This is a genomic window from Streptomyces sp. NPDC088747, assembly GCF_044751025.1.
Lineage (GTDB): Bacteria > Actinomycetota > Actinomycetes > Streptomycetales > Streptomycetaceae > Streptomyces.
On sequence record NZ_JBIVKZ010000005.1, the window covers coordinates 428903 to 454337 of the forward strand.

The window sequence follows — 25435 nt, forward strand, 5'->3', positions numbered from 1 at the left end:
CGGAACAGCCACGCCACCCTCCGTCGTTCCGTACCCTACGGGGCGACGGAGGAGGCTGATCAACTTGGCGGAACTGCGCCTGGGACCGCTGCTGAGGTACGTCGACGGCTCGTCCGCGACCTTCTGGGTCGAGACGAGTCGTCCGTGCACCGCCGAGGTGCGCTGCGCCGACGGCACTCGCGGCCGGGCCCCGACCTTCCAGATCTCCGGACACCACTACGCGCTGGTGCCGGTGAGCGGACTGACCCCGGGCACGAGGACGGCGTACGAGGTGCTGCTGGACGACGTGCCCGTGTGGCCGCTGCCCGACTCGCGCTATCCGCCCTCGGTCGTCAGCACCCCCGACGGTGACACCGTGCGGGTCACCTTCGGCTCCTGCCGCTGGGCCGCGCCACCCGACAACGAGAAGGACCCGGCGGGCCCTGACGCCCTGGACACCCTGGCGGCCCGCATCGCCGGGTCACCGGAGGGCGAACGCCCGGACGTCCTGCTGCTGCTGGGCGACCAGGTCTACGCCGACGAGATCTCCGAGGCCACGCTCGACTGGATCGCCGCCCGCCGCGGCCTCGACGACCCGCCGGGCCACCAGGTCGCGGACTACGAGGAGTACACCCACCTCTACTACGAGTCCTGGCTCGACCCCGAGATCCGCTGGCTGCTGTCCACCGTGCCCAGCTGCATGATCTTCGACGACCACGACGTCATCGACGACTGGAACACCAGCGCCTCCTGGGTCGCCGACATGCGCGCCACGCCCTGGTGGCGCGAGCGGATCCTGAGCGGCCTGACCTCGTACTGGGTCTACCAGCACCTCGGCAACCTCTCCCCCCGCGAACTGGCCGAGGACCCCCTGTACGCCGCCGTCCGCGAGTCCCCCGACGGCACCGACGTACTGCGCGAATTCGCCGAGCGGGCGGACACCGACCCCGCCTCCGTCCGCTGGAGCTACCGCCGCGACTTCGGCCGCGTCCGCGTCGTCATGCTCGACACCCGCGCGGCCCGCGTCCTCGACGAGCAGAACCGCCGGATGATCGACCCCGGCGAGGCGAAGTGGCTGCGCGAACAGGCGCTGGAGTCGCCCGGCTCGTACGACCATCTCCTCATCGGCACCTCCCTGCCCTGGCTGCTCCCCCCGCTGATACACGACGCCGAGGCCTGGAACGCCGCGCTGTGCGTGGGCGAACGGGGCGAGCGGTGGGCGCGGTTCGGGGAGAAGGTGCGCAGGGGCGCCGACCTGGAGCACTGGGCGGCCTTCCCGTCCTCCTTCGACGCCCTCGCCGAGTTCATCGCGGAGGTGGGCACGGGCGAGGACTTCCCGGCGACGGTGTGCGTGCTGTCCGGGGACGTGCACCACGCGTACGTCGCCGAGCCGTCCTGGGTCGAGGGTGTGCAACCCGACTCCCGGGTGGTCCAGTTGACCTGTTCCCCCGTCCACAACTCCGTCCCCGGTTACATAAAGTTCGGTTTCCGCTTCGGGTGGAGTCGGCTGGGGCGCGTGATCGGGCACCGGCTCCGCCGGCACGGGCGCTGCGCGCACCCGCCCGTCGAGTGGGGCAGGACCGCCGGGCCCTGGTTCGGCAACCAGCTGATGACCCTGACGCTGCGCGGCCGTTCCGCGTCCCTGCGCCTCGACCAGGCAAAGGCCCTGCGCGACGGCACCCGCCTGGAGACGGTGCACGAATCCGAACTCACCCCCCGATAAGCCCATTGCGCACGGTTGTTGTGCGCCTTGTCCCGGATGCTCGTGAGGCATCCCACATGCGGGGCCGATGATCCGCCCCAGGTCTCGGCTCCCGCACCGCACGACGGCATGATGATGCGGACCGTCCGCTTCCGGCGGGCGGTCCGCCGCTACGCGCCCCCCACGCCCGGGAGTCACCTCGTTGTCCGCACTACCCGCCGCGCCCGCCGGGACCCCCCACGTCCGCGTCGCCCTCGTCGGCGCCGGCCCGCGCGGCACCAGCGTCCTGGAACGCCTCTGCGCCTCCGTGCCCGAACTCCTCGCCCCCGGCGCGCGGCTGACCGTCCACGTCGTCGATCCCGCCCCGCCGGGACCCGGCCGCGTCTGGCGCACCGCGCAGTCGCCGCACCTGCTCATGAACACCGTGGCCTCGCAGGTGACCCTCTTCACCGACGAGAGCGTGGACTGCTCGGGGCCGATACGCCCCGGGCCGAGCCTGCACGCTTGGGCGGGCGGCGGCGTGGGGCCGGACGAGTACCCGACCCGCGCCCAGTACGGCCGTTACCTGGAGTGGGTGTTCGCCCAGGTGGTCCGCGGGGCGCCGCCCGAGGTGCGGGTCGAGGTGCACGGCGCCCGCGCCACCCGGCTCGACGACGCGCGCGACGGCCGTCAGACGCTCACCCTCTCCGACGGCCGCACCCTGTCCGGCCTCGGCGCCGTGATCCTCACCCAGGGCCACCTGCCGGTCCTCGCCGACCCCGCGGAACGGCGCCTGGCCACGTACGCCGAACAGCACGGCCTGCGCCGCGTCCGGCCCGCCAACCCGGCCGACGTCGACCTCTCCCCGCTGGCCCCCGGGGAGCCCGTCCTGCTGCGCGGCCTCGGCCTCAACTTCTTCGACCACATGGCCCTGTTGACCACCGGCCGCGGCGGCCGCTTCACCCGGACCCGCGACGGCGCCCTGCGCTACCTCCCCTCGGGCGAGGAGCCGCTCCTGTACGCCGGCTCCCGCCGCGGCATCCCGCACCAGGCCCGCGGCGACAACGCGAAGGGCCCCTACGGCCGGCATCTCCCCCTCGTCCTCACCGACGACGTGATCGCCTCCTTCCGCAAGCGCGCGGACAACGCGAACAAAGGTGACGCGCCGGACTTCTTGCGCGAGATATGGCCGCTGGTGGCGAAGGAGGTGGAAACGGTCTACTACGAGGGGCTGTTGGGGCTCACCGGACCCGGACGTTTCAGGGACCGCTTCCTCGCCGCCCCGCACCGCGGCCCCCAAGAGGCCGCCATACTGGCCGAGTTCGGCGTCCCCGACGCCGACCGCTGGTCCTGGGAACGCATTTCGCGCCCGTACACCGGTCGGGTGTTCGCCGATCCCGGCGCCTGGCGGGACTGGCTCCTCGGTCATCTGCGCGAGGACGCCGCGCAGGCCGCGCTCGGGAACGTCGAGGGCCCGCTCAAGGCCGCCCTGGACGTGCTGCGCGACCTGCGCAACGAACTGCGGCAGATCGTCGACCACGGAGGACTCTCGGGCGTCTCGCGCCGGGAGCACCTGGACCGCTGGTACACACCGCTCAACGCGTTCCTCTCCATCGGGCCGCCCCGGAGGCGCGTCGAGGAGATGGCGGCGCTGATCGAGGCGGGCACGCTGACCGTCCTCGGCCCCCGTACCGAGGTGCGGGCCGAGGACAGGGCCTGGGTCGCGCACTCCCCCGACGTGCCGGGCTCGGCCGTCCGCGCGACGACGCTGATAGAGGCGCGGCTGCCGGAGGCCGACGTGCGGCGCACCGCCGACGAACTCCTCGGGCGACTGCTCGCGACCGGCCACTGCCGCCCGCACACCGTCGACGGCTACGAGACCGGCGGACTGGACGTGACACCGCGCCCCTACCGCCTGATCGACCGTCAGGGCCGGGCGCACACACGCCGGTTCGCCTTCGGCGTGCCCACGGAAGGGGTGCACTGGGTGACCGCGGCCGGGGCCAGACCCGGCGTGGACTCGGTCACACTCGCTGACGCGGACGCGGTCGCGCGGGCGGCACTGCGGGCGGCCTCGGTGGCGGGACCACCCGCGACGACGGCCGGGACGGCGGCGGTGACGGACGCGCAATTGCTGTCGCGGTCAGCATCGCAAGCGAGGTCGGACTCATGGCCACATGCTGAACTCGCGAGCGTTGACCAGGGCTTCCTCACCTGACGTGGGGCGGGCCCCGTGGGACGCGGTAGACGAGGGGCGGGCACCGTGGTCGTACCCGCTCAGTCCGCCGTGGCCGACCCGGCCGACCCTGCCGTCCATCCGAACGGGACCGTGAAGCAGCCGACCCTGCCGCCGGCCATGCCCCGCCCGTCGTGCAGGACGACGGAGGCGGCCTCGCCGGGCCTGAAGTTCCAGCCGTGCCGCGCGCTCGCGCCGCCCGCACCGTCGCGGTCGGCGGTGAAGTCCAGCCAGACCTCGTTGTCGGCGTTGACGTAGGCCGGGTCCTTCGACGGCTGCTTAGGGTCCTCACGGTGCTGGTAGTGGCCGCCCGCGGCGGCCGGTTCGGCGCCGCACGGCTTCCGGTGCACATGCGCGCCGTACACGTGACCCGGCTTCAGACCCGCCACCTTCAGCCGCACGGTCGTGGCGCCGCCGGCCTGGGTGTGCTGGCTCACCTCGATCCGGGCGGCGGCGGGCACGAGCGACGCCTCGTACGTCACCGCCGCCGACGGGACGAAGGCGGTGGGCGGCGCGAAGCGCGCGTCCGTCCGCATCCAGTAGCCGTCGGGTGCGGCCGTACCGGCACCGCCCGTCGCGAGCACGGCCGACGCCACGGCACCGACGAATATTCCTGCCACCATCGCTGTCCCACTCCTTCCGGGCCTGCGCGCGCCCGCGAGATCGGTCCCCCACTCGTTGGTACGGGAAGTCGGCGAGGTACGCCGTGCGGAGGCGGCGTCCGGGTGAACGTGCCGCGAGTGACCCACGAGCCCCCCGTGGAACTGCTGTCACACCGGCCGCGTACGCTGTATGGCTGTCACAGGCCGCCTTGCCGCTCCCCGCTACGCCGCGGCGTGGTTGTGCCTACGGGGGAGTCACAGGGGAGTGTTTCGGTGCTTGAGAGTGTGGGGTCGCTGACGGGCAGCCCATGGATCTACGTGGCGGTGGCCACGTCGGTCCTGCTGGACGTCTTCCTGCCGGTGCTGCCGAGCGGGGTGCTGGTCATCATGGCCGCGACGGCCGCCGCGGCGGGCTCCGCGACCGGCGATGTCCCCCACGCGGTGCCGGACATCCTGTTCCTCACCCTGTCCGCGGCCACGGCCTCCGTGCTGGGCGACCTGGTCGCCTACCGCCTCGCCTGGCGCGGCGGCGAACGGCTCGACCGGGCCATCGCCGGCTCCCGTCGGCTGACCAGCGCGCAGGAACGTCTCGGCGCGGCTCTCGCACGGGGCGGCGGCGCGCTGGTCGTGATCGCCCGCTTCGCCCCGGCCGGCCGCTCGGTCGTCTCACTGGGCGCCGGCGCGGCCCACCGCCGCGTGCGCGACTTCCTGCCCTGGTCGATCCTGGCGGGCCTGGCCTGGGCGGTCTACAGCGTCGCCCTCGGCTATTTCGGCGGCCAGTGGCTGGGCGCGACCTGGCTCGCCGCGGGGGTCTCGCTCCTGGCGCTGTTCGGCGCGGGCGCGGGAGCGGCGTACCTGATGCGGCGGCCTCCCGTGTCGGAGGAGCAGCCGGACGGTACGTAGGGCGGGGCGGGCGTGCCTGACGCGCGCTTGAGCGGGCTCAGGCGCGCTGGGGTGTCGCGCCGCGTACCTCCAGGCCGTCCAGGAGTTCGGCCGTGGCCGCCGCGATCGCCTCGACCGCGTGGTCGAAGACCTCACGGTTGTGGGCGGCGGGGGCGCGGAAGCCGGACACCTTGCGGACGTACTGGAGCGCGGCGGCGCGGATCTCCTCCTCGGTGGCCTCTTCGGGGATGACGGGCGGACGGAGTGTCTTGATGCTGCGGCACATACGTCCAGTGTCGCGCGTACCCGGCCCGCCGTCCGTCGCACCCGGGTATCGGCGGCACCGCACCGGGGTATCGGCGGCCCCGCACCGGCTGGGATGATCCGTTCCGAGGCGGCCACCTCTCCAGGGGCCGACCGACGAGAGGACCAGGACAGCCATGAGGACAGAACGAGTTCCGGATACGACGGTCGCGGTGCTCGGCCCCGGCGGGGTCGGCGGCCTGTTGGCGGCGCTGCTGGCCCGCGCCGGACACCGGGTGATCTGCCTGGCGCGGGACGAGACCGCGCGGACTTTGCGCGCGGACGGCATCCGCGTACGCAGCGGGCACTTCGGCGACTTCACGGCCCGGGTCGAGGCCGACACCGAGCTGCGGGAACCCGTCGACGCGATCCTGATCGCGGTGAAGGCCACGGCGCTCGACGCGGCGCTGGAGCGGGTCCCGGTGGGGGCGCCGGGCGACGGCCTCCTCGTACCGTTCCTGAACGGTGTCGAACACCCCGCCGCCCTGCGCGAGCGCTACGGCTCCGAGCGGGTGGCCCCGGCGGCGATCCGCGTGGAGTCGACCCGCCTGGCGCCGGGCCTGATCGAGCACGGCAGTCCGTTCGCGGACGTCGACCTGACCGGTGAGACCGTGCGACGTGAGCGGCTAAACGCGCTCGCCGCCACCCTGGAGGGTGCCGGGCTCGGCGTGCGCGTCAAGGACAGCGAGGCCGCGACGCTGTGGGCGAAGCTGACCTTCCTCGCGCCCCTCGCCCTGCTGACCACGCGCTACGCGCTGCCGCTGGGCGACGTACGGACCCGCCACCGTGCCGAACTGGCGGCGCTGGTCGAGGAGACGGCGGCCGTCAGCACCGCGTGCGGCGCCCCGGCCGACCCGGCCGCCGCGCTCGTGCCGTACCACTCCTTCCCCGCCGCCACGAAGTCCTCCATGCAGCGCGACGCCGAGGCGGGCCGCCCGCTCGAACTGGACGCGATCGGCGGCGCGTTGCTGCGCGCGGCCGAGCGGCACGGGGTGGCCGTGCCGGTGGCGAGCAGGCTGGTACGGGAGCTGGCGACGGCCGGTCACTGACCGCACCGCCGCCGTGGGGACGCGTCGGGAGCGGCTTCGGCCTCCTGACGCGTCGGGAGCGGCTTCAACCCCGCGGACGCGTCCGGGAGCGGCGTCAGCCCCGCGGACGCGTCGGGGAGCAGCTTCAGCCCCGCGGACGCGTCCGAGGCGGGCTTCGCGCTCCCGACGCGTCAGGCGCGGGTCTTCGCCAGCAGTTCGACGACCTCGGCCGTCGTCCCGGTCTCGCCGAGGCGGGGGAAGATCCGCTCGACGCTGTTGCGGTGGGTCTCCTCGGTGATGTCGGACATGGCGTCGGTGGCGAGGGTGACGTGGTAGCCGTGCTCGTGGGCGGCGCGGGCGCTGGACTCCACGCCGATGCTGGTGGCGATGCCGGCCAGCACGATCTGGGTGATGCCCCGGCGGCGCAGGTGCAGGTCCAGGTCGGTGCCGTGGAAGGCGCCCCAGTTCCGCTTGGTGACGGTGATGTCCTCGGGGTGCCCGGTCAGGTCGTCGACGACGATGTCCCAGCCCTCGGGCCAGGTACGGGAGCGGCTGCCGCCGTCGGTGCGGCCGGGCACCGCGTCCGCGCCGTCGGCGGCGACGGTGACCCGTACGAGGACGACCGGGAGGCCGTGCTCACGGAAGGCGTCGGCGAGCCGGCCGGCGCGCTCCACGACCTCCGAGCCGGGGTACGGGGCGAGGCCCGGGTTCCCGACGATCCCGTTCTGGAGGTCGATCAGGACGAGTGCGGTACGGGGGTCGAGCGTGGTGAGAGCCATGGTCAGGCCTTTCCGGAAACGGGGGTGGTGGGGGTCGCGGAGGTGGTGGGGGTGATGGTGCGGAGGGAGCGGTCCAGGAGGGTCGCCACCAGCAGCAGCACGGCTCCGACGAGCATGAACAGGGCCAGTTCGTGCAGCCCGTGGGTGTCGGCGCCGTGGGCGAAGAAGGTCGCGGTGGCGGCGGAGGCACCCAGCGCGCCGAGGTAGGTGAAGGTGCGCAGGAGTCCGGCGGCGGAGCCCATGCGGTCGGCGTCGGCCTGCCGGTAGAGGGCGTTCTGGTTGGCGAGGCCGTTCAGGCCCTGCGGTATCCCCATGAGGAGGCCGACGCCCGCGAGCAGCCAGACCGGACTGCCGGAGCCCACCACCAGCAGCAGCGCGCAGGCGACGATTTGCACGACGCTGCCGACGACCAGCTTGGCGCGCACCGCCTCACGCCGTCCCGTCACGCTGGAGACGATCAGCGCGCTCAACGACAGCGGGAGCAGCAGCAGTCCGGCGGCGGACGCGTGCAGCCCGCGGCCCTCCTCCAGCCACTGCGTGAAGCCGTACAGGAAGCCGTAGACGGCGGTGAAGCCCAGGAACTGGCGCAGGAAGGTGGCCAGCATGGGCAGGTTGCCGCCGAGCACCCGCAGATCGATGAAGGGCTCCCGCACCCGTAGTTCGCGCAGGGCCAGGCCCGTCCCCGCGGCGGCCGTCAGCCCCAGCAGGTACAGCTCGGCGACGCCCGGTTCCATCAGGAACAGCATCATCGAGACGAGCATGGCGGCGAACAGGAGCATGCCCGGGACGTCCACGGCGCGCTTGGCCGGCGGCGTGGCGACCGCGTCCGGCGTGGCGACCGCGTCCGGCGCGTCGGCCGCGTTCGGCGCGTCGGCCGCGTCCGCCGCCCGGAAGGGGTGCTTCGGCAACCGCAGCGAACCGAGCACCAGACAGGCCAGCGACAGCGGGATGTTGACGGTGAAGATGAGCCGCCAGCCGCCCGCGCCGATGAGCAGTCCGCCCAGGGTGGGGCCGATGACGACGACGGTCTGGTTGGCCACCGAGAGCGCGGTCAGGACCCCGGCCGGGCTCTTGAGCCCGGTGCGTTCGGCCTCGCTCCGGGTGAGGTACATCGACGCGGGATACGCGGCCGACGTACCGAATCCGATCAGCACCCGGGCGGCGATCAGCGCGCCGAGGGACGGGGCGAGGGCGCCGAGCAGTCCGGCGACACCCACCAGTGCCGTACCGATGAGGTAGAGGCGACGGGGCCCGTACGTGTCGACCAGCCGCCCCACGACGGGCTGCCCCACGGCGGTCGCGAGATACAGCGCGGAGACGAGCCACGCCGTCCGCGAGGGCGGCGCCCCGAAGGCGGCTCCGATCGGCACCAACGCCACGGCGATCATCGAGGAGTTCACCGGGTTGAGTACGGAGCCGATGATCATCGGGGCGATGAGGCGGCGGTCGAAGCCGGTAGGGGTCGGGCGGGGGTGCCGGGCGGGGCGGGCCGAACGGGCTCGGTGCGGTATTCGGGCGGCGAGGATCGGTATCACGGCCGGGTGAGCCGTTCCAGTACGGCCATCGCCTCGATGACGGTCTGCCGCTCGGCCTCCGTGCAGCGGTCCTCGAAGGCCTGGGCCAGCCACTCCGAACGGGCCTGCCGGGTGCCCTCGACCCGCTCGCGCCCGGCGTCGGTCAGCGTGACGAGCTGGCGCCGGCCGTCCCCCGGGTCGGGGTTCCGCTGGACGAACCCCTGCTCGTCGAGTGCGGCGAGGGTGGCGGCCATGGACTGCGGGCGGACGCCCTCGGCGGCGGCCAGCGCACTGGCCGTCGCGGCTCCGCTCTTGCTCACCAGCGTGAGCGCGGACACCTGCGAGGGCGTGAGGTCCGTCGCTTCCGAGACCTCCCTGATACGCCGCCGCAGCCGGCTGAACGCCACGCGCAGATCACGCGCGGCGCGCGCGGCGGAGTCGGAGGCGCCGCCGGAACCGTCGGTGTCTTGATCCATATCTCCACGGTAATTCCTTCAGGTAAGACTGTCCAGTTGCAACTGGACAGTCTTACCTGCGAGAAAAATCGCGGCATGCATGGCCTCATCCGTCCGCGTGAAGTCCCGGAAGGAACTCGCATCCCAAATTCGAACAGGCGTACCATTGCCGCGTGGCTGCGACCTATGACTTTCCGAGTGACCTCCTGGCCGGTCAGGAGGAGCTGCATCAGGTCCGGGCCGAGCTGCTGGCCCTGCTGAAGCGACTCCCCTGGTCGGTCGAACCGCTGGACGGCTTCAGCGACACCAACGGCTGGCGCAAGGTGGAACGCCCCGCCTCCCCCGGCTGGACCCCCGACGAGCAGGCCGAAGTGGAGAAGCTCCGCCGCCGCGAACGCGAGCTCGCGGTGTTCGTGACCTGCCACCGCTACTGGTCGGAGGTCACGCCCGCGGAAACGGTCGACGGCCGCGCGCGCCTGAAGCACGCCGGGCCGGAAGGCCCGGCGTGAGGGCGGCGGGTCAGTACGCCGGTCAGTACGCCGCCGGAGGAGTCATCTGAGCGGTGTTCGAAGGGTCCGCCGGAGCGTTTCGAAGGCGGTTGGGCGCGGACGGTCCGCCAGGAGGTCCCGTACGCGCAGAGCGCACTCCCGCGGGCTGTGGAGGCTGGTGTCGACGTCGAGGTCGTGCGGCCCGTGGGAATGGACCGCGTCGTACTGCATGGCGGCCAACCCCGGCCAGCGGTCCCCGCGTTCACGCTCCCGGCGCTCCAACTCGGGCAGCGGACACCGGACTCCGACGAGGACCGTGTCCTCCGGCACCAGCAGACCGAGCAGGTCGAGCAACCGCCAGCGACGGCTCAGCGGATGATCGACGACGAGATTGTTGCCCCCGGCCGCCATCCCCGCGACGGCCCGGTGAAAGCCCTTGGCCGTCCGGTCGATCTCCGCCTGAAGATCCTCGTCCGCGATCTCACCGCCCCCACGCATGGAGTGGAACGCGTCCACCGGCATATGGAACCAGGTCCCGTCGAGCACCCCGAGAAGCTCCCGAGCGATGCTGCTCTTCCCCGAACTGGAAGCCCCGTTGAGCAGAACGACGACACCACCGACGGGGGTCGCAGGAATCCGCGAGTGCTCAAACTCGACACCCTCCGCGGCCTCACCATTCACCTCGGTCGCCACGAGATGCCCCCCTTCCGCCCGCATTGCCCCCGCGGGCCAACACCCGCCGCACGGCCATGATCCCAAACGGAGTCACTCGGTCCCCGAAAGATCTCCGCTGCCACTCGACCTCGTGATGCGGAACTCCATCCACTCGATCCCAGGGACGCTGAAACGGGCTCCGATGTTGGCGGCCGCGATGCCCTCGAACTCCTGGCGTGGGCTCGGTCCCGGACTGCCGAGGCTCCATGGCGTCGCGATCGTCCACGCGTACTCAAGGGCGGTCATCAACGCGTGCTCCGCAGTGGGGCACCGGACCGGAGAGACCAGCCGCAACCGGGCGAGCTCGGGAAACTTCCCATACCGTTCGTAGCTCTGGAGCTCGATGGGGCGATCCAACCGACTTGCGAGGCGGCCGATCACCCGCTCCGCGGCGCGACGGTCTGTCGCCCGGACATGACAGTGCCACTGGATCGTCTCGAACATGCCGGGAACAATACGAGCCGCTGTCGTACGATCTGGCTTGCTTCAAGCGGTAGTTGATCCGGATGGGAGGGCCGTTTCAGTCCATGGTCGGCTCAACCACGGTGCCCGGGGACGGGGCCGATTCGGGTACGGACACGTCGGCGTCGGGCTCGGGAGACGCTTCCGGCGCGGGCGGGGCCGACGGGGGCGGGTCCGGTGGGCGGTCCGAGGAGAGTCGGCGTCGGCTTCGGATCAGGTACGGGATGGGCGGGGCGCTCGCGCTCGCCGGGGTCGGGCAGTTGCTGGTGGCCAACCTCCTCGTGACGAACGGCTGGCTGCGGATGGTGCTGACGATCGGCGCCATCTGTACGGCGGTCGGCGTCGTCCAACTGCTCCCGCAGTCCTGGCACAACAGGATGGGCACCCTCGCCGTAACCTTCGCCACGGTCGCGGGAGTTGTGCCGCTCTTCCTGGTCGAGCCCGGCGACGACTCCCCCGAGGCCGACCCTGTGGTCCTTGCCGCGCTGGTCGAGCGGGGCCCTTTCGACCAACGGCTCCCCGATCCGCTCGTACCGCAGGGACTGGCGCCGACGAACTCCGGAATGGAGTCGGGCCCGACCAAACTGACGTCCGTACAGCTGAAGATCGGCATCGACCCCGAGGTCGGCGTGTTCCTCCCGGGCGACGATGGAGAGGAGACCTTCCAGATCTTCGCCTACCTGGAGATCTACCCGGCCGGCGACGACGCACGGCAGCGCGGAGAAGCCCACATAAAGGAACTGTCCGTCTGGGACACGCCACTCGCCGACGACCCGGCCCCCGGCAACTACTGCTTCCAGGGGGCCGCCGTCGAGGGCGCCACCGCCGCCTACTGGGAGTGCGGCGGCGTACGCGGAGACGTCTTCGCCTCAGTGACCCTGACCCCAGGAGACAACGCCCACCTCGGCACAGCCCGCGACACCGTCTCGGCCCTGCTCAACTACGCGGACAGCATGGCCAGGAAAGCAGTCCCCGCGTAGACGCCCCACCCTGCCGGAAAAGACCAGCCGAAGGCCGGCAAAGACCAAGGCCCAGGCCACCCGATTCACACCGGCTGACCTGGGCCTCGCACACATCCCGGACCTGGTGGGCGCGGACGGTTTCGAACCGCCGACATCCGCCTTGTAAGGGCGGCGCTCTACCACTGAGCTACGCGCCCAGGACGAGTCGACAGCCTACATTGCCTGGGGGCATGCCCGGCAAACCCGTATCCGGGGGCCCGTTCGGGGGTTTACCCCACCCTTGATCCGGGAGCGGCCCGGATGCCCCCGCGGTGCGCGGATCCGTAGGTTCGAGGTGCGTCGGAAGAGCAGGTGCCAGAGGGGCCCGGCACCGTCGCCGTATCGCAGGGGGAGATCCACATGGCTCGCACAGCACGTACCGGAACCGCACGCACCGGAACCGCACGTACCCGCACCCGGGCGGTCGCCGTCACCGGAGTCGTCGGGGTCGTCGCGGTGCTCGCCGTCGGGTGCGGGGCGAATGCCGGGGACGACAAGGACCCCGAGCAGCGCTCCTTCGCGTTGAGTGGCCGTACGCTCACCGTCGACTCCGACGACTCCGCCCTGGAACTGGTCGTGGCGGACTCGGAGGACGCGAGGAAGGTCGAGGTCACCCGCTGGTTCAAGGGCAGTGTCGCCATCGGCGGGGACCCCAGGGTGACCTGGAAGATGGACGGCGACCGGCTGGTACTGCGGATGAAGTGCTCGGGAGTGATCGCCGACTGCTCGGCCAAGCACCGGATCGTGGTCCCGCGCGGCGTCTCCGTCGACGTGAAGGACGGGGACGGAAGCGTGCGCGCGGAGGGCTTCGAGGAGTCGCTGCGCATCCGTACGGCCGACGGATCGGTGCGGGTGAAGGACTCCGCAGGACCGCTGGACCTGCGTACCGCCGACGGGTCCATCCACGCGTCCGGCGTCGACTCGCGGCGCGTCCAGGCCCGTACCGCCGACGGCTCCGTACGGCTGGAACTCGACACCGTCCCCGACCTCGTCGAGTCCCGCACCCAAGACGGCTCCGTCACGATCGCGCTGCCCCAGGAGACGTACAAGGTGACGACGGACACGGGAGACGGCTCGGTGGACGTGTCGGTGCCTCGGAGCGACGCCAGCTCCCATGTGGTGTCCGCCCGCACCGGCGACGGGAAGATCACGGTGCGAACCGCGAACTAACCGACCCGTGTGTTCGTCCTCAACGGGTGGGAGAATGACACCTGGCAGGGCGAATCACAGCACGGGAGAGGGATGTGACGGCGACACCTTCACAGCCGTACACGCCGTCTGTGCCATGCGCACAGGCAGAAGGTGGTCGCCCCCCGGGGTCCCGGGAAGGCCGCGCCACCGGTGCTCGGCACGCCCTCTCCCACGCCGCCCGTGACGCGCTGACCCTCATGTCCCTGCCCCTGCTCGTCGCCCTCGCGCTGCCCGCGGCCTTCGCCGGCGGCGGCACGCGGCGCTGGTTCGGCGGGCGTTCCGAGGGCCAGCGGGCCGAGGCGCAGGCCGCCAAGGACGCCGCGGCAGCCGCCTTCTACGAACTCGACACCGCCCAGCGCGATCTGCGGATCTCGATAGAGACGATCACGGCCGTCGACGCCTCCCCGGCCGCCCGCCGCGCCGTCTCCGACTTCGAGGCGCTGGGCCGGCGCATCGACGAGGCCAGCCAGCAGTACATCACCGCCGTCGACGCCCACGACCTCGACCGGGACGAGCTGGAGGCCTCGGTCGCCGCGCGGGCCCGCACCGAACTCACCGCCGCCAAGGACGAGCTGAGCCGCGTCAAGACGGACCTGGACCGGTTCGAGCAGGGGCTCGGACCGCTGCTCGGCAAGGCCGAGACCCAGCTCGCCCGGCTCGCCCCGTCCGTCGAGCGCGCCCGCCAGACCCTGCTGGCCGCGTCGAACGCGCTGGACGGCGTACGGGGAGCGGGGCTCAGGGCCGATGACCTCGCCGCCCGGCTGGCCGCCCTCGCCCCCGAGCTGACCAAGCTGAACCAGGGGGCGGGCACCCACGGCGTGCCGGAGACGCTGGAGCGCGCCGAGCGGGTCTCGAAGGAGGGCGAGGCGGTACGGGCGGAGGCGGACCGGCTGCCGGAGCGGGCCGCCGAGATCGACCACCGCCTCGTCTCGCTGCGTACCCGCGCGCAGGCGCTGACCACCCGGTCCGGGCAGGTGGAGCCGGTCCTGAGCGAACTGCGGCGCCGGTTCTCGGCGGCGTGCTGGCAGGACCTCCAGCACGTACCGGACCAGGCCGCGGAGAGCGTACGGCAGGCCGAGCTGAAGCTGAAGGAGGCGCGGACCGCCCGTGAGGAGCAGCGCTGGCCCGACGCGACCGCCCTCCTGTCGACGGTCCGTGCGCTGCTCAACAACACCGACGAGGCGGTGTCGGCGGCGGGCGACCGGCTGCGGCGGCTGAACGCCGTGTCGAAGAACCCGCAGCAGGAGATCGACCGCACCCGCTTCGCCATCAGGGACGCCCAGCGCCTCGCGATGGCGGGCCGCAACACCCCGGACCCTCGTCAGGCCCGCCCCCTCGACGACGCGGTGGCCCGCCTGGAGCGCGCGATCACCTCGCTGGAGGGCCGCCACCCCGACTACTGGCACTTCCTGACGGAGACCGAGGCGGTACGGCAGTCGGTGACGCGGGTCGTCTCGCAGATCCGCGAGGAACGGGGCGGCGGGGCCTGAGCGGGCCGACGGGCCGACGGGCCGGCTCGTGAGGCCCGGAGGTGGCGGTCCCGGCGTCCCGGGCGGATGCTGAAGAGACGACGCGGGCCTCCGCCAGGTGCGGGAGGCAGGCCTCCGCTGAGAGCGGGAGGAGGCGGACATGGCCACGCACGTACTCCGCCCGGGAACCAGGCGGCGCATCAACCTCGACGAGCATCTGCCCGTCGATCACCGTCTCAGCACCTTCTACCGCATCGGCGCGGGCCTGATGGGCCTGGTGCTGCTCGTGTTCGGCATCCTGGGCCTGATCGACAAGGTCGGCTTCTTCGACACCCGCGGGGACCAGGTCGCGGGGCTGAGCACCAACGGCGCGCTCAGCGTGCTGTCGATCTGCGCCGGGCTGCTCCTGTTCGCGGGGATGGTGATCGGCGGGAACTTCGCCTCCACCCTGAACATGGTCCTCGGCGTCCTCTTCATCCTCAGCGGCTTCGTGAACCTGGCGCTGCTCGACACCGGCGCCAACTTCCTCGCGTTCCGCATCCAGAACGTGCTGTTCAGCTTTGTCGTGGGCGTCCTGCTGATGTTCTTCGGGATGTACGGGAGGGTCGGCTCGGCGCTGCCCCACGACAACCCGTACTGGAGGTCCCGCCATCCCGAGCGGCGGGAGGAGGAGCAGCGGCTGAGGGCCAAGGTCCACGCGGTCGCCCTCCAGCGCGCGAGGCGGGCCGAGCTCGACAAGTGACCCTCGTCGGCGGCACCGCGGGCCCGCTAACCTGAGCCTCATGCCTCGCTATGAGTACCGCTGCCGGACCTGCGGCGACACGTTCGAAAAGAGCCGCCCGATGGCGGAGTCCTCCGACCCCGCGGCCTGCCCCGCCGGACACGACGACACGGTGAAGCTGCTGTCGACGGTCGCCGTGGGCGGCTCGGCCTCCGCGCCGGCCCCTGCCCCCGGCGGCGGTGGCGGAGGCGGCGGCTGCTGCGGCGGGGGCTGCTGCGGCTGATCCCCCTACGCGGGGGTCGCCACGATCTGCGGGGCCACGTAGCTCCGGGCTACGGGCCTTGGAGCTACGTGGCTACGGGGCTTTGGGGCTACGGAGCTACGGGGCTACCGACCCCCGCCAACAGCTCCCCCACGATCCGCTCCCCCGCGGCTACCCCCCGCTCGGCCAGCACGGTGATCGTCGGGGCGGTCCAGCCCTCCTCAGCCAGTTCGCCGTGCCCGGGGCGCCATCCGCGGTCGGCCGCGAGGAGCAGGTCGGCGTCGAGGAGGGAGTCGCCCGCGGCGAGGGTGAGGGTCGCTCCGGTACGCCGGGCGACCTCCCTCATCGCCGCGCTCTTGGTGAGCGGCTTCGGCACGGCGTAGATCTTGCGGCCCTGGAGGGACACGGTCCAGCCACGGCTGTCGGCCCAGACGGCGAGTTCCTTGACCCAGTCCTCGGGCAGCAGCTCGCGCTCGACGACGAGATAGACGAACAGGTCCTCGGCGACCCGGTGCTTGCGGACCCAGAGCGGGTCGGCGGTCGCCTCCATGTGGGCGCGCACCTCGGCGAGGGGCGCGCACTCACCGGCGAGCCGCGTGGTCACCCGTCCGTGCCAGTCCAGGTCGGACACCCCGTCGACGAGCAGGTGCCCGCCGTTGGCGCAGATCGCGTACTTGGAGGCGGGACCCGGCAGGCTGATCCGCTGGTACTGCGCGCGGGTGCGGGTCGTGGTGGGGACGAAGTCCGCCGCCTCGCCGAGTTCGGTGAGGAGAGCTGCCGCGGTCTCCGTCATGTACGAGAGCGGCTTGCCCTCGTACACCTCGACGCAGAGCAGCCGCGGCACCAGCTCGTCCGGCATCGTCAGCGCGAGGGCGGCGGTGGAGTAGATGAGCGTGCGGTCGAGGTCGCTGGCGACGAGCGTCCTGGGCGAGGGGGCCATCAGACGTTCACCGCCCTGCCGTCGGCACCCGTCGCACCGCGCGTGTACTTCGGGTGGATCAACCCGACGCAGGTGTAAGGGAGTTCGGCGACCTCCTCGACGGGCACGCCACGCTGCCCGGCGAGCAGGCGTACGTGGTCGAGGTCGGCGCCCGCTCCCGCGCGGGCCAGGATCTTCCAGGGGACGCGGCGCAGCAGCACCCGGGTGGTCTCGCCGACGCCCGGCTTGACGAGGTTCACGTCGTGGATGCCGTACTCCTCGCTGATCCGCTCCACCGCCCGCCAGCCCTCCCAGGTGGGGGTGCGGTCGGCGGCGAGGAGTTCCTTGGCCTGGGCGCCCGCCGCGTCGGCGACGTCGGGGAACCGGGCGGTGACGGCGTCCAGGAAGTCGACGGAGACGTCGGAGCCGGCGAGTTCGCGGTAGAACTTGGCGCCGTGGAAGTCGTGTTCGCCGACCAGGTCGGCACGGAGCACGGTGCGCGAGATCAGCCCGGAGACCGTCGAGTTGAGGCAGGCGGAGGGGATCAGGAAGTCCTCGCGGGTGCCGTACGTCCGTACGCACGAGCCGGGGTCGGCCAGTACCGCGATCTCCGGGTCGAAGCCGGTGACGCCCTCGGCCTCCTCGAACTCCCTGATCGCGTCGGCGAGTTCGCGGGTGATCGCGCCCTTGCCCGTCCAGCCGTCGACGAACACGACGTCGGCGGGGTCGTGGTGGGCGGCCAGCCAGCGCAGCGCGTTCGTGTCGATGCCACGGCCGCGGACGATGGAGACGGCGTAGTGCGGCAGGTCGAGGCCGTGGAGGTCCTTGGCCCAGCGGCGCATCAGGACGCCGACCGGGGTACCGGCGCGGGCCAGCGACACCAGGACGGGGCGCGGTGATCTCTCGGCGAGTACGAGTTCGGTGACCGCGCCGACGGCCTGGGCGATCCGGGCGGCCGAGGTGTCGAGGGCGACGTGGAAGAGCTCCTGGTAGTGGGCGCTCGGCTGGTACTCGACCGGCAGCGACTCCGCGTAGTGGGCGCCGCCGCTCTGGATGGCCTCCTCGCGCTCCTCGGTCGGCGCCTCCAGCGTCACCTCCGAGAGGTCCTGGAGCAGCCAGCCGACGTCCTCCGGCGCGTAACTGGAGAAGGCTGGGCCGCGGAGGGGCTCGGGCAGCATGGAGGGCCTTTCGGTGGACGGCCGTGCGGGGACGTACGAGGGGACGACGGCGAGCAGGACGCTCGGGGTGTGCGCGGCGAGCTGTGCCAACAGGCCGTCCTCGGCGTGCAGTTCGGGGGTGTCGGCGGTGGAGTCGACGACGGCGACCACGGCGTCGAAGCCGGCGCCGGCGACGTTGTAGGCGTAGCGCTCGCCGGGGCCGTCGTCCGGGTTGTCGTGGGCGGGGAAGACGAGCCGGCTGCGTATCGCGTAGCCGGGGTCGTCCACGGCGAGCACCGGGGAGCGGGTGGTCGTGGAGTACCGCACCTCGGCGGCGACGACCTGCTCCAGTTCCCGGGCCAGGCGCAGCGGCGCGTACATCAGCTCCTCGAAGCCGAGGACGAGCACCCGCCGGGCGTCGTCGGGCAGCGCGTCGGCGACCCGGGCGGCCAGGGCGGGCAGCGCACCGTCCAGACGTATTCGGGCGCCGGGCGCGAAGCCGTGCCGCCCGCCGTCCGGAACGCCGCCGGGCCAGCCGAGCTCGACCCGGCCGACCCTCCCGGGCCGCGACGGAGCGAGCACCCCGGACCCCGAGGACCCCGAGGACCCGGAAGAGCCCGAAGACCCCGAGGACTCCCTCGCCGCCGCCTCGTACTCGGCGACCAGCGCCTGCCCCTTCTCCAGTACCCCCTCGGGCAGCCGCACCGTCCCCGAGGCGGCCGTCACCAGGTCCACCCGGGCGCCGATCTCCCGGGCGAACTCCTCCAGGCGCCCCATGTCGGCGGCCGACCGCATGTCGACGAGGGCGACGACCACGTACCGCTCGCGCGGATAGCGGGCGTGCAGGTCGCGGATGGTGTTGAGGATCGTGTTGCCGGTGGAGAACTCGTCGTCGACCAGGACCAGCGGTCCTGAGCCGGCGAGGAGGTCCGGGTCCTCGGGAAGGAGCAGATGCGAGGTGGCGTGCGAGTGGGACTCCTCGAAGCCGCCCGCGCTGGCGACGCCGGGTACGGGCCGGCGGGTGGAGTGCAGGTAGGGCGCGAGGCCCACCCCGTCCGCGACGCAGTGGCCGAGCCCGGTGGCCGTCTCCGCGTAGCCGAGGACCACCGCGGCGCGGGACTCCTCGGCGCCCAGCAGGTCGCGCACCCGGCGGCCGAGCGCGAACCCGTGGCCGTACACCACGGACGGTGACTGCGGCACGTGCTTGCCGAGCACGTTCGAGACGAGCAGATGCGCCCGCTTGGGGTTGCGCCGCAGCGCGAGCCCCAGCAGGTCGCTCAGCTTCTCGTCGCCGACCAGTTCGACGCCGAGCCGCTCGGCGACCCAGGTCCCCGTCCACACCACGTTGTTCATCAATTCCTTGTCGGTAGAAGTACGCGGCACCGCTCGGGCGCGGCGGCTAGGGCTGGTGGGGAAGTCCGGCGGCCAGCAGTTCCACGAAGCCGATGTCCTCGTTGGCGACACCGAAGACCTCGGCGCGCTGAAGGGTGCGCTCGGCCCAGGCGCGGTGCGGCTTCACCTCGTTCATCTTGTTCGTGTACGCCGACCTCAGCACACCCCCGCCGCCGCGTTCGGGCCGGAGGATGTCCTCAGCGTCGGTGTACTCCTCGTGGCTGACGACGGACAGCGCGTGCACGGGAAGGACGTGCGAGGGGTGGATGCAGGTCTTGCCGAGCAGGCCGTTGGCGCGGTCGAGGGAGATCTCGCGCAGCAGCCCGTCCATGTCGTGCTCGATCAGCGAGTCACGCAGGTCCTCGGCCTCGGGGGTGAAGGGGCTGCGGCGCAGCTGCGGTTTGAACATGCGCTCCTGGGCGCGGAAGTACTCCCACACCGGGCCGGTCACCGTGAAGCCGGTGCCGTCGGCCCGCCCGAACACGTTCACCACGTCGGCGATCACGGAGGCGACGATCTGGACGTCGTACGCGGTCATGTCGGGCGCCCTGCGCAGGGCGTACGCCGAGCAGAAGTCGGTGACGCCGAGGCGCAGCGCGAGGACGCGGTCGCGGTACTTGGTGACCGTGCGGTGGATGCCCTCCAGGGTCTCCCTGCGGCTCTCCACGTAGAGCAGGTCGGGCGACTCCAGGACGGGCATGGCGAACAGGCGCCGCCCGCTCGCGTTCTCGGCCGCCGTCAGCGCCTCCAGGAAGGGGACGCCGCGCTCCTCGGTGAACTTCGGCAGGACGAATCCGGACAGCAGCCGCACGGCCGGGCCGAGCCGCCGGACGAGGTCGGGGATCTGCTCGGGCTCACGGACCCGTACGAAGAGCAGCGGGAGCTCCGGGCTCCCGGGCCGCCCGGCGAGGTCGGTGAACTGCCTGACCAGGTTCTCCTCGGCGCCCACGACCTCCGCGTCGTCGATCGAGTCCTCCAGGCACAGCACCATGGAGACCACGCCCCGGCCGCCCAGCTTGGCGATGTCGTCGGCGAGCTGGGGCCTGGTCGCGGGGCTGTAGAGGGTGGCTCCGAGGGCCGCGGAGAGCACTCGCGCCGGTGACTCGGCGGTGAAGAGGGTCGGCTCCCGGTAGAAGAGGCGCTGACGCTCTTCCGGGGCGATATGACCAAAATGACGCATGAATCTCCCCGTAGCGGCTAGGCGGCCTGATCGAATGTGGCCGGTAATAGTACGTACGAATCCATGTCGGGGGTTCCCATCGAGCATGAAGTTCTGGTAACGCAGCCGTGTCAGCTGTTCTTCGTTGGCGGGCGGGGATCTTCTGCCCCGCATTGTCGTGACCAGGCCCCAGAGGGCAGGATGACCGCATGACGCACGCGATGCTGAAGGGATCGAACGTCCCGCTGGACGCCACGGCGGTACGCGCGGTGCTGCGCTGGACGCCCGGACAGGGAGTCCCCGACGTGGACGCCTCGGCGCTGCTCCTCGGCCCCGACGGTCGTGTGCGATCCGATGAGGACTTCGTCTTCTACAACCAGCCACGCCACCCCTCGGGCACGGTCAGGCTGCTCGGCAAGAAACGCGGGACAGAGGGTCTTACCGACACGATCCAGACAGATCTGGCGGGTGTCGAGTCCGCGGTCGGACAGATTCTGCTGGTCGCGTCGGCGGAGGACGTCACCTTCGACCGCGTACGGGGCCTGCGCATTCTGCTGTATGACGCTTCCGTCGCGGACGCCGAGCCGCTCGCGTACTTCGACATCAAGCCGGAGACCGGCTCGGAGACCGCGCTGATCTGCGGCGAGCTGTACCGCCGCGGCGGTGGCTGGAAGTTCCGGGCGCTCGGCGAGGGCTACTCGAACGGCCTCCAGGGGCTGGCGGGCGACTTCGGGATCTCGGTGGACGAGTCGGAGCCGGCCGCTCCCGACTCCCCCGCCTGGTCGGCGCCCGCACCGGCGCCGGAGACCTCCATGCCGCTGCCTCCCGAGCAGCCCGCCCCGGTGCCCCAGCAGCCCGCGTACGGCTACCCCGGGCCGCAGACCGCGCCCGCTGCCACCCAGCCCGCGTACGGCTATCCACAGCCGTCCAGCCAGCCCGCCTACGGATATCCCGGGCCCCAGACGGCGCCGGCCACGGCACCGGCGTACGGCTTCCCGCAGGCGGTCGGCGCCCAGCCGGACCCGGACTTCCGACTGCCGCCGCAGGGACCCCAGTTCATCGGCCGCTGACACCCGCTTCAGGAGAGCGGTGCTCAGCGGGCGGCCTTCGACTTGTACCCACGGCCCCACTGGAGCCCCCAGCCGTACAGCCGGTCCAGTTCGGCCTGGAAGCCGTAGACGAACCGCACCTCGCGGCGGACGATCAGCTCGTCCTTGACGTTCTCGATCATCACGACCGCGCAGGAACGGGCCTGCGGGTGGCGTTCGTCGAGGCTGATCTCCACGCGCGGTCCGTTGCTCGGGAAGAGCGTGACGATGGCGTGCGTACGGTCGAAGGCCGGGGTCTGGTCGTAGATGTAGACGAAGACCAGCAGCCGCTTGATGTCGTCGCGGTGATCGAGGTTGACGTAGATCGTCTCACCGGACGCCGAGCCGAAGCGGTCGTCGCCGCTGAGCTTGACGTAGGGCGGGCCGTTGAGTTCGCCGAAGAAGCTGCCGAGCGGCTGGACGACGCCCTTGGTGCCGTCCTTGAGCTCGTACATGACGCCGAGGTCGAGGTCGACGTTGACCATGCTCTGGGTGTGCGCCTGGACCACTTCCGGCTTGAACGTCAGAAAGGGGTGGCGCAGCAGGCTGCCGCGTCGCGGCCCGCCTATGTCGGAGGTGCGCATCCGCCAGGACAGGTTGATGCGCAGGTTCCCGGTGGCCGCCCCCTGCTTGGTGAGCGACACCGTGCGGTTGCGCTTGGTCAGCTCGATGGAGTTGCTGGCCGCGCTGCCCGAGTCGAAGTCCGCCGAGCGCCCGCGCCACAGGTCCTGCCACATACCCATTCCCGCCCCCACGTTGCCTCGATATGCCGCGGGGCGGACGCGAGGACTCGTCCTCGCGTCCGCCCCGTTCTCAGAGCGTTCCTCACCGGGGCCCGGGTCACACCCCGGAGCCCGGACCGGGGTCAGACCCCGGACGAGACCTCGGTCTTGTCGTCCGAGCCCTTGCCCTTCCCCTCGGCCGCCGCCAGTGCGTTGTTGCGGCGCACGGAGGACCAGAAGGACCAGGCGATCAGGACGACACCGATGAGGCCGGTGATGACCTCGTTGATCTCGAACCGGATGGTGATGAGCAGGATCGCCGCGAGGGCGCCGATCGCGTAGTGCGCGCCGTGCTCCAGGTAGACGTAGTCGTCGAGGGTGCCCTGGCGGACCAGGTAGACCGTGAGCGAACGGACGTACATGGCGCCGATGCCGAGGCCGAGCGCCATCAGGATGATGTCGTTGGTGATGGCGAAGGCGCCGATGACGCCGTCGAAGGAGAAGGACGCGTCGAGGACCTCGAGGTAGAGGAACATGAAGAACGCGGCCTTGCCTGCGAGGGCCACGGCGGAGACTTCCTTGCCGCTGCGCTTGGCCTCTTCCTCGGCCTCGTGTTCGCGCTCCTCCGACTCTTCGAGGCGGTTCTCGAAGAAGCTGGAGAGGCCGCCGACCACCAGGTACGTGATGAGACCGCCGACGCCGGAGAGCAGGACCGTCTCCGCCTTGTCGGCGTGCCCGGCGTGCAGATGGGCCTCAGGGGCGAAGTACAGCGCGGAGACGAGCAGGACGATCAGCGCGATGCAGACCGACAGCATGTCGACCTTGCCGAGCTTGGCGAGCGGGCGCTCGATCCAGCCGAGCCACTTGATGTCCCGGTCCTCGAAAATGAAGTCGAGGAAGATCATCAGCAGGAACATGCCACCGAAGGCCGCGATCGACGGGTGGGCGTCGGTCACCAGTTCCTGGTAGCGGTCCGCGTCGTTCAGCGCCAGGTCGACCGCCTCGATGGGGCCGAGCGAGGCGCTGATCGCCACGATCAGGATGGGGAAGACCAGCCGCATTCCGAAGACGGCGATCAGAACACCGATGGTGAGGAAGATCTTTTGCCAGAACGGGCTCATCTTCTTCAGGATTCCGGCGTTGACCACCGCGTTGTCGAAGGACAGCGAGATCTCGAGGATGGAGAGGATCAGGACGATCCCGAACGCCGTCCATCCGTCGATCAGCACCGCTGCGACCAGGCCGAGCGCGGTGACCGCGAACGACCAGCCGAAGGTTTTCAGGACCACTGGTTACCCCATCGTGTGTTGGGGGGCTACCCCCGGACGAAGTCCGGAGGGGGTTTCCCCCCGCCGTACCCGGCTTTACGAAACGTTGACTCCGAAGTCTAGAGCGATGCCCCGGAGCCCCGACGCGTACCCCTGCCCCACTGCGCGGAACTTCCATTCCGCTCCGTAGCGGTAAACCTCGCCGAAGATCATCGCCGTTTCCGTGGAGGCGTCCTCGGAGAGGTCGTAGCGGGCGAGCTCCTGCCCGTCGGCCTGGTTGACGACGCGGATGAAGGCATTGCTGACCTGGCCGAAGGTCTGTCCGCGGTTGTCGGCGTCGTGGATCGAGACCGGAAAGACGATCTTGTCCACATTGGCCGGAACCTTGGAGAGGTCGATCAGGATCGACTCGTCGTCGCCGTCGCCCTCACCCGTGAGGTTGTCGCCGGTGTGCTCCACCGAGCCGTCCGGGCTCTTGAGCTGGTTGTAGAAAACGAAGTACTCGTCGCCGAGCACCCGGCCGGAGTTGCACAGCAGCGCGCTGGCGTCCAGGTCGAAGTCGGCTCCGGTGGTGGAGCGTGCGTCCCAGCCGAGCCCGATCAACACCTGCGTGAGGTTGGGTGCGGCCTTCGAGAGGGAGACATTGCCCCCCTTGGCGAGCGTGACGCCCATGATCCTTTTCCTCCCCGAGGTCAAACGTTGGTTGCCGAGCGCGTCCGGCGCCGCACGTGGGATGTGCGGCGCCGGACGGATGTGAGCCGAAGGGCCTTGTTGCTCAGACGTTGACGCCGAAGTCCTGCGCGATGCCGCGCAGGCCCGAGGCGTAGCCCTGGCCGATGGCGCGGAACTTCCACTCCGCACCGTGCCGGTAGAGCTCGCCGAAGACCATGGCGGTCTCCGTCGAGGCGTCCTCCGAGAGGTCGTACCGGGCGATCTCCGCCTCGCCGGCCTGGTTCACGACGCGGATGAACGCGTTGCGGACCTGGCCGAAGGACTGCTGGCGGTTCTCGGCGTCGTAGATCGAGACCGGGAAGACGATCTTCTCGATGTCGGCGGGGACGCCGGCGAGGTTGACCTTGATCTGCTCGTCGTCGCCCTCGCCCTCACCGGTGGTGTTGTCACCGGTGTGCTCGACCGAGCCGTCCGGGCTCTTCAGGTTGTTGAAGAACACGAAGTTGGCGTCACTGCTGACCTTGCCCTCCGCGTTCGTCAGGATGGCGCTGGCGTCGAGGTCGAAGTCGGTGCCGGTGGTGGTGCGGATGTCCCACCCCAGACCGATGATGACCGCGGTCAGTCCCGGGGCCTCCTTCGACAGCGATACGTTGCCGCCCTTGCTGAGGCTGACTCCCACGAGTCCTCCATTGGTGTCCAGGGGCGGGATGCCCCTACTGCGTTCGGTATCGGATCAACGAGTCGATCCTAGTGAGGGGTTCCCGCACCCTGCAGGGCTTGGGACCGAAGAATCACAGGGTGTCGATCGCCTTGACGTACTCGTCGAGGTCGCGCGCGTCCGGAAGGGCGTTGACGACGGTCCAGCGGACGACACCCTCCTTGTCGATGACGAACGTGCCGCGCACCGCACAGCCCTTGTCCTCGTCGAAGACGCCGTAGGCGCGCGAAGTGTTGCCGTGCGGCCAGAAGTCGGACAGCAGGGGGTAGTCGAGGCCCTCCTGCTCGCCGAAGACGCGCAGGGTGTGGATGGAGTCGTTCGAGACGGCCAGCAGCTGGGTGTCCCGGTCGGTGAACCGCGGCAGGTTGTCACGGAGGGCGCACAGCTCGCCGGTGCACACCCCGGTGAAGGCGAACGGGTAGAAGAGCAGCACCACGTTCTTCTCGCCACGGAAGTCGGACAGCCGCACCGTGGCGCCGTGGTTGTCCTTGAGCTCGAAGTCCGGGGCCTTGGTGCCGGCCTCGATCGACATGGTCACGCGCGCTTCCCTTCCAGGGGGCTGTTCGGGTGAGT

26 protein-coding genes and 1 tRNA gene are annotated in these 25435 nt (G+C 71.3%); 11 read left to right on the top strand and 16 right to left on the bottom strand.

Annotated features, from left to right (window positions below; translation table 11 throughout):
• Positions 1 to 64 precede the first annotated feature (64 nt).
• Both ACIP79_RS15265 and ACIP79_RS15270 read left to right on the top strand, forming a co-directional pair.
• Positions 65 to 1702 carry an alkaline phosphatase D family protein gene (locus tag ACIP79_RS15265; RefSeq protein WP_401223268.1) on the top strand — a complete coding sequence of 546 codons (1638 nt, stop codon included), beginning with the start codon at positions 65 to 67 and terminating at the stop codon, positions 1700 to 1702.
• Between the two features lie 181 nt (positions 1703 to 1883).
• The gene (locus ACIP79_RS15270; protein ID WP_401223270.1) at positions 1884 to 3878 is read left to right on the top strand and encodes an FAD/NAD(P)-binding protein; all 1995 of its coding nucleotides are present in this window, start codon (positions 1884 to 1886) and stop codon (positions 3876 to 3878) included.
• A 59-nt stretch (positions 3879 to 3937) separates the two neighbouring features.
• Here the strand turns inward: ACIP79_RS15270 and ACIP79_RS15275 are convergent, their stop codons facing one another.
• Entirely contained in the window at positions 3938 to 4519 is a 582-nt protein-coding gene (locus ACIP79_RS15275; protein ID WP_401223272.1) for a superoxide dismutase family protein, read from the bottom strand.
• Positions 4520 to 4771: 252 nt separating this feature from the next.
• Between ACIP79_RS15275 and ACIP79_RS15280 the strand changes: the two genes are divergently transcribed.
• Positions 4772 to 5401: a DedA family protein gene (locus ACIP79_RS15280; RefSeq protein WP_383679665.1), complete on the top strand. Its 630-nt coding sequence runs from the start codon at positions 4772 to 4774 to the stop codon at positions 5399 to 5401.
• Positions 5402 to 5438: 37 nt separating this feature from the next.
• Here ACIP79_RS15280 and ACIP79_RS15285 read toward each other — a convergent pair whose 3' ends face one another.
• Complete coding sequence (locus tag ACIP79_RS15285) at positions 5439 to 5666, bottom strand: DUF2277 domain-containing protein (RefSeq protein ID WP_401223273.1); 228 nt, start codon at positions 5664 to 5666, stop codon at positions 5439 to 5441.
• A gap of 154 nt (positions 5667 to 5820) precedes the next feature.
• Here ACIP79_RS15285 and ACIP79_RS15290 point away from each other — a divergent pair, with 154 nt between their 5' ends.
• Complete coding sequence (locus ACIP79_RS15290) at positions 5821 to 6732, top strand: ketopantoate reductase family protein (RefSeq protein ID WP_401223275.1); 912 nt, start codon at positions 5821 to 5823, stop codon at positions 6730 to 6732.
• 170 nt (positions 6733 to 6902) lie between these two features.
• On the opposite strand, the gene ACIP79_RS15295 is transcribed toward ACIP79_RS15290, so the two are convergent.
• The 3 genes from ACIP79_RS15295 to ACIP79_RS15305 form a co-directional block, all read right to left on the bottom strand.
• Positions 6903 to 7490: a hydrolase gene (locus ACIP79_RS15295; RefSeq protein WP_401223277.1), complete on the bottom strand. Its 588-nt coding sequence runs from the start codon at positions 7488 to 7490 to the stop codon at positions 6903 to 6905.
• 2 nt (positions 7491 to 7492) lie between these two features.
• The gene (locus ACIP79_RS15300) at positions 7493 to 8917 is read right to left on the bottom strand and encodes an MFS transporter (RefSeq protein ID WP_401223279.1); all 1425 of its coding nucleotides are present in this window, start codon (positions 8915 to 8917) and stop codon (positions 7493 to 7495) included.
• A 104-nt stretch (positions 8918 to 9021) separates the two neighbouring features.
• Positions 9022 to 9480, bottom strand: coding sequence for a MarR family winged helix-turn-helix transcriptional regulator (locus ACIP79_RS15305; protein WP_401223281.1), 459 nt, complete (start codon positions 9478 to 9480; stop codon positions 9022 to 9024).
• A 152-nt stretch (positions 9481 to 9632) separates the two neighbouring features.
• Between ACIP79_RS15305 and ACIP79_RS15310 the strand changes: the two genes are divergently transcribed.
• The gene (locus tag ACIP79_RS15310; RefSeq protein WP_401223283.1) at positions 9633 to 9968 is read left to right on the top strand and encodes a hypothetical protein; all 336 of its coding nucleotides are present in this window, start codon (positions 9633 to 9635) and stop codon (positions 9966 to 9968) included.
• A 42-nt stretch (positions 9969 to 10010) separates the two neighbouring features.
• Here the strand turns inward: ACIP79_RS15310 and ACIP79_RS15315 are convergent, their stop codons facing one another.
• Together ACIP79_RS15315 and ACIP79_RS15320 are read right to left on the bottom strand one after the other, a co-directional pair.
• The gene (locus tag ACIP79_RS15315; RefSeq protein ID WP_401223443.1) at positions 10011 to 10583 is read right to left on the bottom strand and encodes an AAA family ATPase; all 573 of its coding nucleotides are present in this window, start codon (positions 10581 to 10583) and stop codon (positions 10011 to 10013) included.
• A 129-nt stretch (positions 10584 to 10712) separates the two neighbouring features.
• Complete coding sequence (locus ACIP79_RS15320) at positions 10713 to 11105, bottom strand: hypothetical protein (protein WP_401223284.1); 393 nt, start codon at positions 11103 to 11105, stop codon at positions 10713 to 10715.
• A gap of 242 nt (positions 11106 to 11347) precedes the next feature.
• On the opposite strand from ACIP79_RS15320, the gene ACIP79_RS15325 reads away from it, so the two are divergent.
• On the top strand, positions 11348 to 12103 hold the full coding sequence (locus ACIP79_RS15325) for a hypothetical protein (protein WP_401223286.1): 756 nt from the start codon (positions 11348 to 11350) through the stop codon (positions 12101 to 12103).
• 104 nt (positions 12104 to 12207) lie between these two features.
• Here the strand turns inward: ACIP79_RS15325 and ACIP79_RS15330 are convergent.
• A tRNA-Val gene (locus ACIP79_RS15330) sits at positions 12208 to 12282 on the bottom strand.
• 202 nt (positions 12283 to 12484) lie between these two features.
• Between ACIP79_RS15330 and ACIP79_RS15335 the strand changes: the two genes are divergently transcribed.
• The 4 genes from ACIP79_RS15335 (at position 12485) to ACIP79_RS15350 (ending at position 15788) form a co-directional block, all read left to right on the top strand.
• Positions 12485 to 13294 carry a DUF4097 family beta strand repeat-containing protein gene (locus tag ACIP79_RS15335; RefSeq protein WP_401223288.1) on the top strand — a complete coding sequence of 270 codons (810 nt, stop codon included), beginning with the start codon at positions 12485 to 12487 and terminating at the stop codon, positions 13292 to 13294.
• A gap of 74 nt (positions 13295 to 13368) precedes the next feature.
• Positions 13369 to 14805, top strand: a complete 1437-nt coding sequence (locus ACIP79_RS15340; RefSeq protein ID WP_401223290.1) for a hypothetical protein — start codon at positions 13369 to 13371, stop codon at positions 14803 to 14805.
• A gap of 139 nt (positions 14806 to 14944) precedes the next feature.
• Positions 14945 to 15526 carry a DUF4383 domain-containing protein gene (locus tag ACIP79_RS15345; RefSeq protein WP_401223292.1) on the top strand — a complete coding sequence of 194 codons (582 nt, stop codon included), beginning with the start codon at positions 14945 to 14947 and terminating at the stop codon, positions 15524 to 15526.
• A gap of 40 nt (positions 15527 to 15566) precedes the next feature.
• A complete protein-coding gene (locus ACIP79_RS15350; protein WP_399213200.1) occupies positions 15567 to 15788 on the top strand; it encodes a zinc ribbon domain-containing protein in 222 nt (73 codons plus the stop codon).
• Positions 15789 to 15876: 88 nt separating this feature from the next.
• On the opposite strand, the gene ACIP79_RS15355 is transcribed toward ACIP79_RS15350, so the two are convergent.
• From ACIP79_RS15355 to ACIP79_RS15365, 3 genes are read right to left on the bottom strand one after another with little or no spacing between them, the layout of a single operon-like run.
• Positions 15877 to 16707, bottom strand: a complete 831-nt coding sequence (locus ACIP79_RS15355; protein WP_401223293.1) for an HAD family hydrolase — start codon at positions 16705 to 16707, stop codon at positions 15877 to 15879.
• The gene (locus ACIP79_RS15360) at positions 16707 to 19196 is read right to left on the bottom strand and encodes a phosphoribosyltransferase (RefSeq protein ID WP_401223295.1); all 2490 of its coding nucleotides are present in this window, start codon (positions 19194 to 19196) and stop codon (positions 16707 to 16709) included. Before ACIP79_RS15360 ends, ACIP79_RS15355 begins: the two co-directional genes overlap by 1 nt.
• 46 nt (positions 19197 to 19242) lie before the next feature.
• The gene (locus ACIP79_RS15365; RefSeq protein ID WP_401223297.1) at positions 19243 to 20415 is read right to left on the bottom strand and encodes an HpcH/HpaI aldolase/citrate lyase family protein; all 1173 of its coding nucleotides are present in this window, start codon (positions 20413 to 20415) and stop codon (positions 19243 to 19245) included.
• Positions 20416 to 20603: 188 nt separating this feature from the next.
• Here ACIP79_RS15365 and ACIP79_RS15370 point away from each other — a divergent pair, with 188 nt between their 5' ends.
• Entirely contained in the window at positions 20604 to 21464 is an 861-nt protein-coding gene (locus tag ACIP79_RS15370) for a TerD family protein (protein WP_401223299.1), read from the top strand.
• 23 nt (positions 21465 to 21487) lie between these two features.
• On the opposite strand, the gene ACIP79_RS15375 is transcribed toward ACIP79_RS15370, so the two are convergent.
• From ACIP79_RS15375 to ACIP79_RS15395, 5 genes are all read right to left on the bottom strand, one after another.
• Positions 21488 to 22225, bottom strand: coding sequence for a Tellurium resistance (locus ACIP79_RS15375; RefSeq protein ID WP_401223301.1), 738 nt, complete (start codon positions 22223 to 22225; stop codon positions 21488 to 21490).
• A gap of 122 nt (positions 22226 to 22347) precedes the next feature.
• Positions 22348 to 23493, bottom strand: coding sequence for a DUF475 domain-containing protein (locus ACIP79_RS15380; protein ID WP_383679466.1), 1146 nt, complete (start codon positions 23491 to 23493; stop codon positions 22348 to 22350).
• A gap of 75 nt (positions 23494 to 23568) precedes the next feature.
• On the bottom strand, positions 23569 to 24144 hold the full coding sequence (locus ACIP79_RS15385; RefSeq protein ID WP_401223303.1) for a TerD family protein: 576 nt from the start codon (positions 24142 to 24144) through the stop codon (positions 23569 to 23571).
• A 103-nt stretch (positions 24145 to 24247) separates the two neighbouring features.
• Positions 24248 to 24823, bottom strand: coding sequence for a TerD family protein (locus tag ACIP79_RS15390; RefSeq protein ID WP_055617911.1), 576 nt, complete (start codon positions 24821 to 24823; stop codon positions 24248 to 24250).
• A 112-nt stretch (positions 24824 to 24935) separates the two neighbouring features.
• Positions 24936 to 25394, bottom strand: coding sequence for a peroxiredoxin (locus tag ACIP79_RS15395; protein ID WP_401223445.1), 459 nt, complete (start codon positions 25392 to 25394; stop codon positions 24936 to 24938).
• Positions 25395 to 25435 lie beyond the last annotated feature (41 nt).

What these genes read in the sequence shown, in the direction of transcription:
- ACIP79_RS15275 (WP_401223272.1), bottom strand. Translation starts at nt 4,519, where the DNA reads ATGGTGGCAGGAATATTCGTCGGTGCCGTGGCGTCGGCCGTGCTCGCG.
- ACIP79_RS15285 (WP_401223273.1), bottom strand. Translation starts at nt 5,666, where the DNA reads ATGTGCCGCAGCATCAAGACACTCCGTCCGCCCGTCATCCCCGAAGAG.
- ACIP79_RS15290 (WP_401223275.1), top strand. Translation starts at nt 5,821, where the DNA reads ATGAGGACAGAACGAGTTCCGGATACGACGGTCGCGGTGCTCGGCCCC.
- ACIP79_RS15295 (WP_401223277.1), bottom strand. Translation starts at nt 7,490, where the DNA reads ATGGCTCTCACCACGCTCGACCCCCGTACCGCACTCGTCCTGATCGAC.
- ACIP79_RS15300 (WP_401223279.1), bottom strand. Translation starts at nt 8,917, where the DNA reads ATGATCATCGGCTCCGTACTCAACCCGGTGAACTCCTCGATGATCGCC.
- ACIP79_RS15305 (WP_401223281.1), bottom strand. Translation starts at nt 9,480, where the DNA reads ATGGATCAAGACACCGACGGTTCCGGCGGCGCCTCCGACTCCGCCGCG.
- ACIP79_RS15320 (WP_401223284.1), bottom strand. Translation starts at nt 11,105, where the DNA reads ATGTTCGAGACGATCCAGTGGCACTGTCATGTCCGGGCGACAGACCGT.
- ACIP79_RS15325 (WP_401223286.1), top strand. Translation starts at nt 11,348, where the DNA reads ATGGGCGGGGCGCTCGCGCTCGCCGGGGTCGGGCAGTTGCTGGTGGCC.
- ACIP79_RS15335 (WP_401223288.1), top strand. Translation starts at nt 12,485, where the DNA reads ATGGCTCGCACAGCACGTACCGGAACCGCACGCACCGGAACCGCACGT.
- ACIP79_RS15345 (WP_401223292.1), top strand. Translation starts at nt 14,945, where the DNA reads ATGGCCACGCACGTACTCCGCCCGGGAACCAGGCGGCGCATCAACCTC.
- ACIP79_RS15350 (WP_399213200.1), top strand. Translation starts at nt 15,567, where the DNA reads ATGCCTCGCTATGAGTACCGCTGCCGGACCTGCGGCGACACGTTCGAA.
- ACIP79_RS15355 (WP_401223293.1), bottom strand. Translation starts at nt 16,707, where the DNA reads ATGGCCCCCTCGCCCAGGACGCTCGTCGCCAGCGACCTCGACCGCACG.
- ACIP79_RS15360 (WP_401223295.1), bottom strand. Translation starts at nt 19,196, where the DNA reads ATGAACAACGTGGTGTGGACGGGGACCTGGGTCGCCGAGCGGCTCGGC.
- ACIP79_RS15365 (WP_401223297.1), bottom strand. Translation starts at nt 20,415, where the DNA reads ATGCGTCATTTTGGTCATATCGCCCCGGAAGAGCGTCAGCGCCTCTTC.
- ACIP79_RS15370 (WP_401223299.1), top strand. Translation starts at nt 20,604, where the DNA reads ATGACGCACGCGATGCTGAAGGGATCGAACGTCCCGCTGGACGCCACG.
- ACIP79_RS15375 (WP_401223301.1), bottom strand. Translation starts at nt 22,225, where the DNA reads ATGGGTATGTGGCAGGACCTGTGGCGCGGGCGCTCGGCGGACTTCGAC.
- ACIP79_RS15385 (WP_401223303.1), bottom strand. Translation starts at nt 24,144, where the DNA reads ATGGGCGTCACGCTCGCCAAGGGGGGCAATGTCTCCCTCTCGAAGGCC.
- ACIP79_RS15395 (WP_401223445.1), bottom strand. Translation starts at nt 25,394, where the DNA reads ATGTCGATCGAGGCCGGCACCAAGGCCCCGGACTTCGAGCTCAAGGAC.